Genomic DNA, 13710 nt, shown 5'->3' with positions numbered 1-13710 from the left:
TCACCCCATCAGCGCGACGATGTCCGCCACGTGCTCCCGTTTGGCGGGGTGCATTTGGTGGATGGCGTGGACGAGGCGGGTGGTGGAGCCGGGCAGGTGGTGGAGGCGGCGGGTGGCGACCAGGGCTTCGAGGATGAGGTCGAGGGGGTCGGCGTCGAGCTGTTCGGCGAGGGCGACGACGCGGCTGAGCGTCAAACCGGCGTTGCCGCGTTCGAAGGCCAGCAGGTGCCCGGCGGTGATGGGCATCTTGGCGACCAGCCGTTCGCGGCTCATCCCCACGGCCTCGCGGTAGGTGGCGACGGTGCGGCCCAGCGCGGCGTCGAAGGCACGGTCCTCGGCGCACTCGGTTGGGAACTTTTCGACCATGAAGCCTCCGTATAGCCGCAACGTCTGATCCGGTCTTCAGAGCGCCGAAATATATAGCGCTGCGCCCAGAACTGGCGTTACGAATATACGAGACGACCGTTAATGTCTAGATAGATACGTTGGGAACGTATTCTTTCTGCGCCGGCTTGAGCGGATGCTCCGGGCATGGCCGGTGTGGACGATGTGACCGATGCGACGGTGAAGGAGGCCTTCGGCGCGCGTCTGCGCGAGCTGCGTGGTCACGCCGACCTCACGCGCCCGCAGTTCGCCGAGCGCGTCGGCAAGTCGCCCGAGGCCATCCGCGACATCGAGATCGGCAAAAACAGCGTACGCCTGCCCGACGCCGCGCGCTTCGCCGCCGCCCTGGGCGTCAGCCTGCCGGAGCTGACGGACCTCGCCGACCTGCCCCGCCACGACAGCGAGCACCGTTCGGCCCTGCTGGCCTTTGTCCGCACCGCCCGCGCCGCCGACGCCGCAAGCATCCACCTCATGCGCAGCTACCTGCGCGGCCTGCTGGCCTTCCTGAACGCGCGAGAGGGGTGACGGCGGTTCGGGCTGGGGTCCCTACCCCGCCGTGCCGAACGCCAGCGCGGCGGACTCGCCGTCGCGGGTGAGGAAGTCGCGCTGGGAGAGCATGGCGAAGGGTTCGCCGTCCGCGTCCACGACCGGGAGGTGCCGAAAGCCGCCCTCGCGCATGCGGGACAGGCAGGTTTCGACGGGCTCATCGACGGTCACGGTCGCCACGGCGCGCGACATGACGTCGGCCACGCAGGTCGTGCGCACGTCCAGCCCCGGCACCACCACGCGAGTCATCAGGTCGCGTTCGGTGAAGATGCCGGACATCCGCCCCGCGCGCAGGGCAATGACCGCGCCGATGTGGCGGTCGGTCATCATCTCCGCCGCGTCCAGCACCGTCAGCTCGTCGTTCACGGCCGCCAGGTCGCGGTCCGCGATCAGGCCCGGCAGATCGCCCACACGCATGTTCGCCTCCGGCGCTGGACTGGCGCGGCTCTCCGCCGCATCCCCCGATACGCAGGCGGATGCCGCCCGGATCAGCCTAATTGCTCGCCGTCACCGCCGCCGCGATCGCCAGGGCCGAGCCGAACACGGCGAACAGCGCGTGGGCGGAGAGCACGAAGCCGCGCACGCCCGGTTGGCTGGTGGACACCTTGTGCCCGGCCGCGCCGATGGCCGCCGCGACGATGAGGAACGCCATCGCCAGCACGCCGAAGCTGATGCCGCCCTCGGGCTCGGTGCGCGTGGGCGGCCCGACGGCGACCACGGCGATCGTGAGCGCCACCGCGCCCAGCCCGAGCAGCGCGTGCGCGAGGATCGCGGGGCGCGGCGGCGTCCACGCCCCGCCCCGGACGAGGAAGGCGATTCCCAGGCCGGCGCCGGCCAGGGCGGCGATGCCGGCGACGATGGCGGCGGTGTCCAGCAGCGCGGGCATGAGGCTCCTCCGGATGTGCCGCCCCCGAGATAGCGTTTGGCGGGTCATCTGTCAGCGGCCGTGGATTGCGCTTTGACGCGGCGGGTGCGAACGCGCTCCACTCCGGGTATGGCCCGATTCCAGACGTGGCTGAAAGCTCGCGTGCGCTGGCTGGCGCGGCAGCGCGGCGTACGCCAAACAGCTCGTTATGCGGATTTCTACGTCCGCTGGCTTCAGCACCATCCCAACGGCTGGTTCCGGCGCGGCGCGGCGCTGCTGTTCATCTTCGGCGGCTTCTTCGCCTTCCTGCCCATTCTGGGCGCGTGGATGCTGCCGGTGGGGCTCGTGGTGCTTTCGGACGATCTGCACATGCTGCGCCGCCTGCGCCGGCGCATCGTCATCCGCATCGCCCGTTGGCTGCTGGACCGGCCGCCCCTGCGCGAACGGCTGCGCGCCCAGCGCCGCACGGCCGCCCCGCGCGTCCGCGCCGTGGCCGGGGAGGACCGCGGATGAGGCCGACCGCCACGCGCGATCGCCTTTTGCAAAGCGGGCACAGGAACGCCATGCTTCGATCGCCGAACGCAGCGCGGTGGGGAGTCCTCGCATGGCCGTCTACCTCATCACCTTCGCCGTCAACGACGATTCCGGTGCCGACGCGCGGCGCTCCCGCATGTGCCGGCGCATCGAAACCACGCTGGCCGGGCAGTGCATCACGCCCACGGCCTATGCCATCGACGGCGACGATATCGCCCAGATCGAGTGCCGCGACACCGACGAGATCCGCGACTTCCTGCGCCGCGACCTGAGCGACGACGACGAGCTGTTCGTCTTCGCGCTGTCCAAGGAGCAGCCCTGGGCGGGCGACGGCGGCCCGGCGGCGCAGAACTGGCTGCGCGACCACATGGACCGCCCCGACAAGGAAACCTTCATGAAGGTGGTGCGCGACCTGGGCCAGCAGTGACGCCCCCGCCCCTTCCGCGCGCGAGGCACTTGCCAGCGCCCGTGCCGGCATGCGACACGCATGCCGCGATGCACAACGAACCGATTCCACGGCATACCCGTCGGCAGCCGTCATCCGCGTTACGGGAGGCGGCGTGAGCGGCGATCCCATCCGCGTGAACCTGGCGCTTCAGGGCGGCGGCGCGCACGGCGCCTTCACCTGGGGCGTGCTGGACCGCCTGCTGGAGGAGCCGGACATCGTCATCGACGGCGTCAGCGGCACCTCGGCGGGGGCAATGAACGCCGCCGTGCTCGCGGACGGCATGGCGCGCGGCGGCAACCAGGGCGCGCGCGAGCGGCTGGCGCAGTTCTGGGACACCGTGATCCACATGGGCCGCTTCGGCCCGCTGGTGCGCACGCCGCTGGACGCCATGGCCGTGCCGTGGAACATGGAATACAGTCCCGGCTACATGATCTTCGACGCGATCAGCCGGTACTTTTCGCCCTATCAGTTCAATCCGATGAACTGGAACCCGCTGCTTGCGATGCTGCGGGAGACGATCGATTTCGACCGCGTGCGCGCCTGCGACTGCATCAAGCTTTTCGTCGCCGCCACGGCCGTGCGAACGGGCAAGCTGCGCGTCTTTCACACCCGCGAGATGACGCCCGAAGCCGTGATGGCCTCGGCCTGCCTGCCCCACGTGTTCCAGGCCGTGGAGATCGACGGCGAACCCTACTGGGACGGCGGCTACATGGGCAACCCGGCGCTGTTCCCGCTGATCTACAACTGCGACGCCAGCGACATCATGATCGTACAGGTCAATCCGCTGGCCCGCGACGAAACGCCCACGACCACCCCGGCCATCCTCGACCGCGTCAACGAGATCAGCTTCAACGCCACGCTCATGCGCGAGATGCGGGCGATCGACTTCGTCTCGCGCCTGGTGGCGGAGCACAAGCTGGAATCCGACGGGCACAAGCCCGTGCGCCTGCACCGCGTGGACGTGCCCGAGCCCATGCGCCACCTCTCCGCCGCCTCCAAGCTCAACGCCGAGCGCAGCTTCCTCAACCAGCTCCACGCCTGGGGCCGCGAGCAGGCCGACGGCTGGCTGGCGGACCATCGCCGCGACCTGGGCGCGCGCTCGACGATCGACATCGAGCGCGACACCACGTAACGGCCCCACCCGGTCGCGACGGCGCGTTGACGCCGCTGCACCGCAGCATCAAGCTTGCCCGGATGCCGGGCGACGCCCGGCCCCACCCGCGCGGAGGTGCGTCCCGGCATGGTGAGCTACCTGGATGTGGAACGGCCGGCGCCCGGCACGGCCGTGCGCGTGGCCCCCGGGATCCACTGGGTGCGCCTGGACCTGCCCTTCAAGCTGGACCACGTGCACGTCTGGCTGCTGGACGACGGCGACACCTGGACCGTCGTGGACGCCGGTATCGGCAACGACGCCACCTGGGCCGCGTGGCAGCAGCTCACCCAAACGACGCTCGGCGACAAGCCGATCGGGCGCATCGTCCTCACCCACTTCCACCCGGACCACGTGGGCGCGGCGCCCTGGCTGGCCGAGGCGCACGGCGCGTCCATCTGGATGACGCGCCCCGAGTGGCTGACGGGGCGGCTGCTGAGCGTCGACCTCGACGCCGGGATGACGGACCACGTGGTCGCCTTCTACCGCGCGGCCGGGTGCGGGGCGGCCTACCTGGACTACGTGCACCGCACCAGCGACGCCTACGCCCGCATGGTGGCGCCGCTGCCGCGCAGCTACCGCCAACTGCGCGACCGCGACGGCCTGCACATCGGCGGGCGGACGTGGCACGTGATCGTTGGCGGCGGGCATTCCCCGGCGCACGCCTGCCTCTACGCGCCCGACGACGGCATCCTCATCTCCGGCGACCAGATCCTGCCGCGCATCTCGCCCAACGTGGGCGTCAACGCCAGCGAACCGGACGCCGACCCGCTGGCGGATTTCCTCGCGTCCTTGAACCGGCTGGAGGGCCTGCCGGAGGGGCTGCTGGTGCTGCCCTCGCACGACGCGCCCTTCCACGGCCTGCACGGGCGCTGCGAAGAATTGCGCGCGCACCACGACGCGCGGCTGAACGATTGCCTGACGGCGTGCCGCGACGGCGCCACCGCGATGGAGGTGGCGCAGGTGCTCTTCGACCGGCCGCTGGACGATCACCAGACGGGCTTCGCCGTGGCGGAGACGCTGGCCCACCTCAACCACCTGCTGGCGGCGGGCCGGCTGACCCGCGAGACGGACGGCGACGGGGTGTGGCGCTACACCGCCGTCTGAGGAGCGCGCGACACGCACACGGTTGTCAGGGCCGGCACCGTCCCCGTGATTGATACGCATGCGCAATGAGAGGAACTCATGGTCTCATTCTGTCTTTCTCCTAAAGGAGAAAGGACCCTGGCGAGACTCCGCTGGTACATCCTCGACTTGTCGTAGGTTCCGCTCAATGAGCGTCTGTATGACGCAAACATCTCGCTTGGAAGGCGTCCGTGGGCCTGACAGATGTTTCCAAAGATCATCGTACAATGAAAAAAACACTGGTCAGAGCTGGCACTTTCCCCGTGACGGACGCAACCATCTCGCTTGGAAGGCGTCCGTTGGCCTGACAGACGTTTCCAAAGATCATCTTTGGTCGGCGATGACCTTGCCGTCGTTGGGGAGGGTGTCGGGGGCGGCGAGGTGCACCTCGGCGCCGACGGTGCAGACCGCGCGGAAGGTCTCGGCGATGCGCTCGGCCAAGCCGTCCCCGCTGTCTGCGGTCTCGCAATAGAGCGTGGCGACGTCGCGGTGGTCGGCCTGCTCGACGACCAGCCGCGCGCGGCGGACGGCGTCGAAGCGCCCCACGAGCTCCTGGATCTGTTCGGGGTGGACGAAGACGCCGCGCACCTTGGTGGTCTGGTCGGCGCGGCCCATCCAGCCGCGGATGCGCATCTTGGTGCGGCCCGTGGGGCAGGTCCCCGGCATGACGGCGGACAGGTCGCCCGTGGCGAAGCGGATCAGCGGATAGTCGGGGTTGAGCGTCGTGACCACGACCTCCCCCACCTCGCCGTCGGCAACGGGCGTGCCGGTGCCGGGGTGGACGATCTCGACGACGACGTCCTCGTCCACGACCAGCCCCTCGCGCGCCTCGGTCTGATAGGCGATGAGGCCGAGGTCGGCGGTGCCGTAGCACTCAAAGACCTCGATGCCGCGCGTGCGGAAGTGATCCACCAGCGAGGCCGGCAGCGGCTCGGCGGTGACGAGGCCGCGCTCCAGGCTGTCCACGGCGAGGCCCAGCTCGTCCGCCTTCTCCAGCAGGATGTTCAGGAAGGACGGCGTGCCCGTGTAGTAGCGCGGGCGCAGCTGCGCCATGGCGCGCACCTGCTGCTCCGACTGGCCGGGGCCGGCCGGGAACACCGGGCAGTCCAGCGCCTTGCCCGCGCTGTCGAACATGAAGCCGGCGGGCATGAAGTGATAGCTGAAGGTGTTGTGAACGATGCCGCCGCCGCGCTCGACCCCGGCCGCGCGCAGCGCGCGGGCGAAGCGCCAGACGTCGGTACCCCCGCCTTGCGGCTCGTAGATAGGTCCCGGCGACTGGAAGACGCGCTCGAAGGGACCGCTGTCCTCGGCCACCAACCCGCCGAAGGGCGGCGCGTCCGCCTGGCGCTGGATCAGGTCCGCCTTGCGCAGCACCGGCAGCCCGGCCAGGGCCTCGCGCGTCGTGATCCGCTGGGAGTCGACGTCCGCCAGCGTCTCGGCGAAGTGCGGCGTGGCCGCCTGGGCGCGCGCGATCTGGGCGGGCAGGCGCTCGGCCAGCTCCGCCGCGCGCTCGGCGTCGGATCGGGTTTCGCGCGGGTCGAGGGGCGCGCTCATCGCCGGCTCCTGTTCGATTGGGTGGTTACAGCCAGCGCTTGCGGCGCTTGTAGCTCTTGAGGTTCTTGAAGGACCGCCGCTCCTCGCCGCCGCCGAGGTAGGACTCCTTCACGTCCTCGTTGTTCAGCAGCTCTTCGCGCGTGCCGTCGAGGACGACCTTGCCGTTCTCCATGATGTAGCCGTAGGAGCAGAGGTGCAGCGCCCAGTTGGCGTTCTGCTCCACCAGCAGCATCGTCAGCCCCTGCTCGCGGTTGATGCGCTCGATGATGCCGAAGACCTCGCGCACCAGCATGGGCGAGAGGCCCATCGAGGGCTCGTCGAGCAGCAGCACGCTCGGCCGGGCCATGAGCGCCCGCCCGATCGCGAGCATCTGCTGCTCGCCGCCCGACAGATACCCGGCCAGGCCCTTCGCCCGCTCGGCCAGGCGCGGGAAGTATTCGAAGACCTGCTCGATGTCCTGGTTGATGGCGCCGCGATCCTTGCGGGTGTGCGCGCCCAGGCGCAGGTTCTCCACCACCGTCATGTCCTCGACCAGCCGGCGGCCTTCCATGACCTGGAAGACGCCTTTGCGGACGATGTCCTCGGCCGGGTGGTTGGTGATGGCCTCGCCGTTGAGGCTCACCGAGCCGCGCGTGATCTCCCCGCGCTCGGTGAGCAGCAAGCCGGAGATCGCCTTGAGCGTCGTGGACTTGCCCGCGCCGTTGGCGCCCAGCAGCGAGACGATCTGGCCGCGCGGCACCTCCAGCGTCACCCCGCGCAGGACGAGGATGACCTCGTCGTAGACGACCTCGATGTTGTTGATGCTGAGCACCGTGTCGGTCTGCGGGTCGGCGGCGGCCTGGGACATGGCGGCACCTTCTGCGGGCGGCGATGGGGAAAGGCACAAACGGGGCGGGCTCCGGCCCGCCCCGTCGTCCCGCGTTACCAGCCGAGCCAGTCGTCGCGGCGCGGCAGGTCGATTGTGGTCAGATGCTCGAAGGCGATCTCGCCGTCGCCCTGGTAGTCGTTCTGGTACACCATGACCTTGGTGGTCCCGCGGTGGTTGTCCGCGGTCCAGGTGTGCGGCAGGCAGACGCCCTCCATGCCGTCGGGCACGTGGCCCTCCATGCTCTCCAGGCCGGCCTTGATGGCGGGTCCGGTGACCTCGCCGTTCGCGGCGGCGCGCTTCATGGCATCAGCCATGAACATCACCGAGCAGACGCCGCGCATGTAGTGCAGCGCCTTGCGCTCGTCGCTGCCGGCGATCTCCCGGATGGTTTCCATGCCGGGCGCGTCGTCGGTCCAGATCGCCGCGCCGACCGGGAAGACCACGCCGTCACCGGCCTCACCCGCCGGATCGACGGAGGTTTCGTCGAAACCCCAAACGTTGGTGAGGAACTGCACATCCACGCCCACCGTCTCGCAGGAGCGCAAGAGCGAGATGTTCGAGCCCGAGGTGTTGGCGAGATAGGCGTAGTCCGCGTTCTTTTCCTTGAGCGAGAGGCACTGCGCCTTGAAGTCGCCGGGCGAGAGCGAATACACGATCGGATCGAGGACCTCGAAGCCGAGTTCCTTGGCATAGGCCGCGCAGGCTTCCTTGGGCGCGTTCGGATAGGGGTGGCTGTCGCCCATGTGGATGAAGCGCGGCGTGCCCTCGTTGCCGGCCTTTTCCCAGTCGTTCTTGGCCCATTCGACCATGGCGCGGCAGCCGTCCGAATAGGACGGGCCGTAGAAGAAGTTGTAGGGTGCCGCGACCTTGGTGTGCGGGGAATCGCCCTTGGGGTCCGTCAGGTGGCCGGAGTAGGACGCCGAGAGGTAGGGGATCTTGTCGCGCGCCACGAAGCGCACCAGCGCCTCGGTATCCGCCGTGCCCCAACCCTGGATCGCCACGGGCTCCAGCTGCGTCTTCCACTTCTTGTAGGTCGAGATGGCGCGCCCGGTCTTGTAGCCGTAGTCGACCGTGTCCTTCTCGATCTCCTGCCCGGCGATGCCGCCGTGCTCGTTGATGTAGGCGATGGCGTCCTCGACGCCCTGCCCGTAGACCTGCCCGACGTCGGACGTCGGGCCGGTGTAGGCCGCCAGGTGTCCGACCGGGATCTCCTGCGCCTGCGCGGACATCGTCCCCGCCGCCAGGATGCCGGCAGCAGCCAGCAATCCGATGCGCGTCATGACGTTAACCCTCCTCCGTTCGTCGCGGGCCTTTGCGGGCCCTGGTTTGTGGGTCGGCCCCATTTCGGGTGCCGTGTTGGGTCCGGCGCGCGGCCGGACCGGGTGAACCGCCGCCTCAGTACGAGAAGGGGTAGAGCTTCCAGTACGCCTTGATGAGCTTCCAGCGGTGCGCGAGCCCCTCGGGCTCGAAGATCAGGAACCCGACGATCGCCAGGCCGATGGCGATCTCCTTCATGTAGGCCACGCCCTGCTCGATCCCCGGCATGGCGCCGGACAACCCGGCGGCCAGCATTTCCATCACCTCGGGCAACAGCACCAGGAAGGCGACGCCCATGAGCGTGCCCATGATGGAGCCGAGCCCGCCGATGATGATCATGCCCAGGAACTGGATGGACATGAGGATCGTGAAGCCCTCGATGGAGACGAAGCCCAGGTAGTGCGCGAAGATCGCGCCGCCCACGCCCGCGTAGAAGGCCGAGATGCCGAAGGCGAGGATGCGGTACTTGGTGAGGTTGATGCCCATGATCTCGGCGGAGAGGTAGTGATCGCGCACGGCGATCAGGGCGCGGCCGTCGCGGCTGCGCACCAGGTTGCTCGCGAGCAGGAACATCACCAGGACGAAGCCGAGCACGATGTAGAAATAGCTCCGGTCGGTATCGAAGGTCATGCCGAAGAGCGCCACCGGCTCGGCGAAGGAGCCGGCGGAGCCGCCCGTGAACCACTCGGCGCGCGAGAAGAAGTCCTCGATGATGAACTGCGCCGCCAGCGTGGCGATGGCGAGGTAGAGGCCTTTGATCCGCCCCGCCGGGATGCCGACGATCATCCCCACGGCCGTCGTGATCAGCCCCGCCAGGGGGATGCACAGGATCACGGGGATGCCCGTGTGGGTGCTGAGATAGGCCGAGGTGAACGCGCCGAAGCCGAAGAAGGCGGCGTGGCCCAGCGAAATCTGCCCGGAAAAGCCCACCAGCAGGTTGAGCCCCAGCGCCGCCACCCCGAAGTAGCCGATCTGGATCAGCAGGTTCAGGTAGTAGGGCGTGAGCACCAGCGGACAAGCCGCTGCCAGGATCACGCCCAGGACCGCGAAGTTGCGCGACATCGCGGTGGGAAAGATCCGCGTGTCCTGCCGGTAGGTGGTGCGGAACTCGCCGCACCGTGGTGCATCCGCGCTGAGCGCCACGGCGCGCCCTCCCCTCGTCTTTTAAATCCGTTCGATGTCCTTGGTGCCGAACAGGCCGTAAGGCTTGATCATCAGAATGATGACCAGGACGTAGAACGGCACGATTTCGTAAAGATTGCCCCAGTTGAGCCACGTGGAGTCGACGAATTGGGCGGCGTTTTCCAGCAAGCCGATGATCAGCCCGCCGACGACGGCGCCGACGATGGAGTCCAGGCCGCCCAGGATCGCCGCCGGGAAGACCTTGATGCCGAAGAAGGACAGCGCCGAGCTGACGCCATTGACCATCCCGATCACCACCCCGGCCATGGCCGAGACCATGGCCGAGATCGCCCACGCCAGCGCGAAGACGTGCTTGATGGAGATGCCCAGGCTGGCGGCGACCTGCTGGTCGAAGGCGGTCGCGCGCATCGCCAGGCCCATGCGCGAGTACTGGAAGAAGTAGTAGAAGCCCACCATGATGACGAGCGCGAAGACGAGGCTCATCAGATAGGCCGTCTGCACCTGCAGCCCCAGCACGTTCACCGAGTCCACCGAAAAGACCTCGGGGAAGCGCTTCGTCCACTCGCCGAAGATCCACGCCAGCGTCGACTGGAAGACGATCGACAGCCCGATCGTCAGCATGATCACCGACAGGATGGGCTCGCCGATCATGGGACGCAGGACCACGACCTGCAGCAGCACGCCGAAGATGAACATGAACAGCAGCGTGACCAGGAAACCCAGCCAGAACGGCAGCTGGAACTCCACCAGCAGCGCCCAGCACACCCACGCGCCGATCAGCAGGAACTCGCCCTGCGCGAAGTTGACGATCTTCGTGGACTTGTAGATCAGCACGAAGCACATCGCGACGACGCCGTAGAGCGTGCCGACGATGGCACCGTTGACGAGGAGTTGCAGCAGGAAGTCCCAGTTCATCGCAGCATATCCCCGGCTCAGCCGCCGCCAGCGGCGCGGCGTTCCGTCTCGGCCGTGCGACCGCCCGCCAGCTCGGCGGCCGTCGCATGAACCTCGCCCGCCGCCTCACCGGCCTCGGGCTGATCGGGCATGAGGTCCACCACCTTCAGCGTCGTCTGGATGCGCGAGGTCGTGCCGTCCTGGAAGGTGATGACGGTGTCCACGTCGACGCGGTCGCGGCCGCTGTAGATGGCGTCGATGATGTCGCTGTACTTCTCGTTGATGATCGGCCGGCGCACCTTGCGCGTGCGCGTCAGCTCGCCGTCGTCCGGGTCCAGCTCCTTGTAGAGCAGGAGGAACTTCCGGATGCGCTGCCACGGCGGCAGGCTCTCGTTGACCTGCTCCACCTCGCGCTGGATGGCGTCGTAGACCGCCGGCTGCGCGGAGAGGTTCGTGTAGTTGGTGAAGCCGATCCCGCGCTGTTCCGCCCACTTGGCGACGATGCCGTAGCGGATGCAGATCATCGCCGCGAGGTAGGGGCGCTCGTGGCCGAGCACCACGGCCTCGGCGATGAAGGGGGAGAACTTGAGCTTGTTCTCCACGTACTGCGGCGAGAAGCGGTCGCCGTGCGCGGTGGTCGCCAGGTCCTTGATGCGGTCGACCACGACGAGGTGGCCGTTCTCCGGCTTGAAGTAGCCGGCGTCGCCGGTGTGCATCCAGCCGTCGACCATGTCCTCGCGCGTGGCTTCCTCGTTCTTGTAGTAGCCGAGGAAGATTCCCTGCGTGCGCGCGACGATCTCGCCCATGCCGTTTTCGTCCGGGTTTTCGATGCGGACCTCCGCGCCCTCCATGGGAACGCCGACGGTGTCGAAGTCCACGTCGTCCGGGGTGTGGATGGTGTAGGCGCCCGCCAGCTCCGTCTGGCCGTAGAGCTGGCGCAGCGGAACGCCCATCGCGAGGAAGAACTTGAAGGTGTCCGGCCCCAGCGCCGCGCCCCCCGTCGCCGCCGAGCGCAGGTAGGTGAAGCCCAGGCGGTCCTTGAGCGCGCGAAACAGGATGAACCACGCGATCGGCGACGACTTGCCGGTCTGCTCCAGCTTGCGCGTGCCGATGCGGGTGCCGAGGTGGTACATCGCGCGCTTGAAGGCCGAGGCCTCCATCATGCGCGCCTTCACGTCGGCGGCGATGGACTCCCACACGCGCGGGGCCAGCAGCGCGAAGGTGGGGCCGATCTCGCGCAGGTCGCTCATCATCGTCTCGCCGGACTCGACGAAGTTCACCGTGATGCGCGAGATCAGCGGCTGCGCCACGGCGTAGACCTGCTCCATGATCCACGGCAGCGGCAGCACCGAGACGTAGTTGTCGTCCGGGTACTTCGGGTCGGCGTGCAGGTAGGCGAGGCTGTGCTTGAGGAAGGGCCCCGCCTGCATCATCGCCAGCTTGGGGTTGGACGTCGTGCCCGAGGTGGTGAGCAGGATCGCCACCTCCTCGCCGTCGCGCTGCTCGATCAGCCGGCGGTAGAGCCCCGGATCGGCCTCGCGCGCCGCATCCCCGCGCGCCATCATGGCGTCCTGGCTGATCAGGCGCGGATCGTCGTATTTCCGCATGCCGCGCGGGTCGTGGTAGACGATCCAGCGGATCGAGGGGCAGCGGTCGGCGATGGCGAGCATCTTGTCCGCCTGCTCCTCGTCCTCGCAGAACACCAGCGCGGTCTGGGCGTAGTTGACGAGGTAGACGACCTCCTCCGACAGCGCGTCGCCGTACATCCCGATGGTCATGGCGCCGATGGCGTGGCCGGCGACCTCGGTGACAACCCATTCGGGGCGGTTGCTGCCGATGATGCCGATGGTGTCGCCCGGCGCGATGCCCAGCTCGCGCATGCCGAGCGCCATGCGCTCGACCATGTCCTGGTAGTCGCGCCAGGTGAACTCGTTCCAGATGCCGTATTCCTTCTCGCGCAGCGCCACCTCGTCCGGCACGCGCTCGGCGTGGTGCGCGAGCAGCTTCGGGAAGGTGTCGAGCGTGTCGAGATCGGGATACGCCGCCGGCTGCCGGGTCATGACGCCGCCCTGTGGTCGTGTTCGGCCTCGATGTCCTCGCCCAGGTAAGCCTGCTTGACGCGCGGGTCGGCCATCACCTCCTCCGGCGTGCCCAGCGCGATGCGCTGGCCGAAGTCGAGCACCGCGACCCGGTGGGAGATGTCCATCACCGCGCCGATGTCGTGCTCGATCATGGCGATGGTCACGCCCCACTCCTCGTTCAGGTCGATGATGAAGCGCGCCATGTCCTCTTTTTCTTCCTGGTTCATGCCCGCCATGGGCTCGTCGAGCAGCAGCAGCGCGGGCTCCAGCGCCATGGCGCGCGCCAGCTCGACGCGCTTGCGCAGGCCGTAGGAGAGCGTGCCCGTCGTGGCCTTGCGGATGTGGGCGATTTCCAGGAAGTCGATGATGGTCTCGGCGGCGCGGCGGTGCTCGATTTCCTCGCGGTCCGCACCCGTCAGCCAGTACAGCGAGCCGGTGATGAAGTTGTTGCGCAGCTGGTTGTGGCGGCCGACCAGGATGTTCCCGAGCACGGACATCCGGTTGTAGAGGGCGAGGTTTTGAAACGTGCGGCCGATGCCGCGAGCGCAGCGGGCGTTCGGCTTGGCACGCGTGAGATCCTCGCCGCGAAAGCGGATCGCGCCCTGCTGCGGCCGGTAGCGCCCGGAAACGCAGTTGAGGAGCGAGGTCTTGCCGGCCCCGTTGGGGCCGATGATGGAGAAGATCTCGCCCTCGCCCACCGACAGGCTGACGTCGCTGAGCGCGGACACGCCGCCGAACTGCAGCGTGACGTCGGCGACCTCCAGGATGGGCGCGCCGGCGTCAGCCATGACGGCACCCGGA

General features: G+C 68.5%; 15 protein-coding genes. 5 read left to right on the top strand and 10 right to left on the bottom strand.

The genetic code is table 11. The features are described 5' to 3' along the window. Positions 1-366, bottom strand: a complete 366-nt coding sequence (locus tag BLQ43_RS07040; RefSeq protein ID WP_090019436.1) for a helix-turn-helix domain-containing protein — start codon at positions 364-366, stop codon at positions 1-3. A gap of 165 nt (positions 367-531) precedes the next feature. Between BLQ43_RS07040 and BLQ43_RS07035 the strand changes: the two genes are divergently transcribed. Beyond that, complete coding sequence (locus tag BLQ43_RS07035) at positions 532-909, top strand: helix-turn-helix domain-containing protein (RefSeq protein ID WP_090019435.1); 378 nt, start codon at positions 532-534, stop codon at positions 907-909. Between the two features lie 21 nt (positions 910-930). Here BLQ43_RS07035 and BLQ43_RS07030 read toward each other — a convergent pair whose 3' ends face one another. Beyond that, positions 931-1347 (bottom strand): CBS domain-containing protein, encoded by a 417-nt coding sequence (locus BLQ43_RS07030; RefSeq protein WP_090019434.1) that lies wholly within the window; start codon positions 1345-1347, stop codon positions 931-933. Positions 1348-1423: 76 nt separating this feature from the next. Then, on the bottom strand, positions 1424-1816 hold the full coding sequence (locus BLQ43_RS07025; protein ID WP_090019433.1) for a hypothetical protein: 393 nt from the start codon (positions 1814-1816) through the stop codon (positions 1424-1426). Positions 1817-1924: 108 nt separating this feature from the next. Here BLQ43_RS07025 and BLQ43_RS07020 point away from each other — a divergent pair, with 108 nt between their 5' ends. From BLQ43_RS07020 to BLQ43_RS07005, 4 genes are all read left to right on the top strand, one after another. After that, positions 1925-2308 (top strand): hypothetical protein, encoded by a 384-nt coding sequence (locus BLQ43_RS07020; RefSeq protein WP_143006180.1) that lies wholly within the window; start codon positions 1925-1927, stop codon positions 2306-2308. A 91-nt stretch (positions 2309-2399) separates the two neighbouring features. After that, positions 2400-2756, top strand: coding sequence for a hypothetical protein (locus tag BLQ43_RS07015; protein ID WP_090019431.1), 357 nt, complete (start codon positions 2400-2402; stop codon positions 2754-2756). Between the two features lie 133 nt (positions 2757-2889). Next, positions 2890-3909 carry a patatin-like phospholipase family protein gene (locus BLQ43_RS07010; protein ID WP_245659498.1) on the top strand — a complete coding sequence of 340 codons (1020 nt, stop codon included), beginning with the start codon at positions 2890-2892 and terminating at the stop codon, positions 3907-3909. Between the two features lie 108 nt (positions 3910-4017). Next, positions 4018-5034: an MBL fold metallo-hydrolase gene (locus BLQ43_RS07005; RefSeq protein WP_090019429.1), complete on the top strand. Its 1017-nt coding sequence runs from the start codon at positions 4018-4020 to the stop codon at positions 5032-5034. A gap of 342 nt (positions 5035-5376) precedes the next feature. On the opposite strand, the gene BLQ43_RS07000 is transcribed toward BLQ43_RS07005, so the two are convergent. The 7 genes from BLQ43_RS07000 to BLQ43_RS06970 form a co-directional block, all read right to left on the bottom strand. Beyond that, on the bottom strand, positions 5377-6606 hold the full coding sequence (locus BLQ43_RS07000; RefSeq protein WP_090019428.1) for a phenylacetate--CoA ligase family protein: 1230 nt from the start codon (positions 6604-6606) through the stop codon (positions 5377-5379). Between the two features lie 25 nt (positions 6607-6631). Then, a complete protein-coding gene (locus BLQ43_RS06995; RefSeq protein ID WP_090019427.1) occupies positions 6632-7453 on the bottom strand; it encodes an ABC transporter ATP-binding protein in 822 nt (273 codons plus the stop codon). Between the two features lie 74 nt (positions 7454-7527). Then, complete coding sequence (locus BLQ43_RS06990) at positions 7528-8754, bottom strand: ABC transporter substrate-binding protein (RefSeq protein ID WP_090019426.1); 1227 nt, start codon at positions 8752-8754, stop codon at positions 7528-7530. 115 nt (positions 8755-8869) lie between these two features. Next, on the bottom strand, positions 8870-9934 hold the full coding sequence (locus BLQ43_RS06985) for a branched-chain amino acid ABC transporter permease (RefSeq protein ID WP_245659496.1): 1065 nt from the start codon (positions 9932-9934) through the stop codon (positions 8870-8872). A 21-nt stretch (positions 9935-9955) separates the two neighbouring features. Continuing rightward, positions 9956-10849 (bottom strand): branched-chain amino acid ABC transporter permease, encoded by an 894-nt coding sequence (locus tag BLQ43_RS06980; protein WP_090019425.1) that lies wholly within the window; start codon positions 10847-10849, stop codon positions 9956-9958. A gap of 17 nt (positions 10850-10866) precedes the next feature. Beyond that, positions 10867-12888 carry a long-chain fatty acid--CoA ligase gene (locus BLQ43_RS06975; protein ID WP_090019424.1) on the bottom strand — a complete coding sequence of 674 codons (2022 nt, stop codon included), beginning with the start codon at positions 12886-12888 and terminating at the stop codon, positions 10867-10869. Beyond that, positions 12885-13697 (bottom strand): ABC transporter ATP-binding protein, encoded by an 813-nt coding sequence (locus tag BLQ43_RS06970; protein ID WP_090019423.1) that lies wholly within the window; start codon positions 13695-13697, stop codon positions 12885-12887. Before BLQ43_RS06970 ends, BLQ43_RS06975 begins: the two co-directional genes overlap by 4 nt. Positions 13698-13710 lie beyond the last annotated feature (13 nt).

Origin of the sequence: Limimonas halophila, from assembly GCF_900100655.1 — a bacterium.
Lineage (GTDB): Bacteria > Pseudomonadota > Alphaproteobacteria > Kiloniellales > Rhodovibrionaceae > Limimonas > Limimonas halophila.
This window is presented reverse-complemented; position numbering and strand designations above follow the sequence as displayed.

Excerpts from the sequence above, each read along its gene's own strand:
- BLQ43_RS07040 (WP_090019436.1), bottom strand. The coding sequence starts at position 366 with ATGGTCGAAAAGTTCCCAACCGAGTGCGCCGAGGACCGTGCCTTCGAC.
- BLQ43_RS07035 (WP_090019435.1), top strand. The coding sequence starts at position 532 with ATGGCCGGTGTGGACGATGTGACCGATGCGACGGTGAAGGAGGCCTTC.
- BLQ43_RS07030 (WP_090019434.1), bottom strand. The coding sequence starts at position 1,347 with ATGCGTGTGGGCGATCTGCCGGGCCTGATCGCGGACCGCGACCTGGCG.
- BLQ43_RS07025 (WP_090019433.1), bottom strand. The coding sequence starts at position 1,816 with ATGCCCGCGCTGCTGGACACCGCCGCCATCGTCGCCGGCATCGCCGCC.
- BLQ43_RS07020 (WP_143006180.1), top strand. The coding sequence starts at position 1,925 with ATGGCCCGATTCCAGACGTGGCTGAAAGCTCGCGTGCGCTGGCTGGCG.
- BLQ43_RS07015 (WP_090019431.1), top strand. The coding sequence starts at position 2,400 with ATGGCCGTCTACCTCATCACCTTCGCCGTCAACGACGATTCCGGTGCC.
- BLQ43_RS07005 (WP_090019429.1), top strand. The coding sequence starts at position 4,018 with ATGGTGAGCTACCTGGATGTGGAACGGCCGGCGCCCGGCACGGCCGTG.
- BLQ43_RS07000 (WP_090019428.1), bottom strand. The coding sequence starts at position 6,606 with ATGAGCGCGCCCCTCGACCCGCGCGAAACCCGATCCGACGCCGAGCGC.
- BLQ43_RS06995 (WP_090019427.1), bottom strand. The coding sequence starts at position 7,453 with ATGTCCCAGGCCGCCGCCGACCCGCAGACCGACACGGTGCTCAGCATC.
- BLQ43_RS06990 (WP_090019426.1), bottom strand. The coding sequence starts at position 8,754 with ATGACGCGCATCGGATTGCTGGCTGCTGCCGGCATCCTGGCGGCGGGG.
- BLQ43_RS06980 (WP_090019425.1), bottom strand. The coding sequence starts at position 10,849 with ATGAACTGGGACTTCCTGCTGCAACTCCTCGTCAACGGTGCCATCGTC.
- BLQ43_RS06975 (WP_090019424.1), bottom strand. The coding sequence starts at position 12,888 with ATGACCCGGCAGCCGGCGGCGTATCCCGATCTCGACACGCTCGACACC.
- BLQ43_RS06970 (WP_090019423.1), bottom strand. The coding sequence starts at position 13,697 with ATGGCTGACGCCGGCGCGCCCATCCTGGAGGTCGCCGACGTCACGCTG.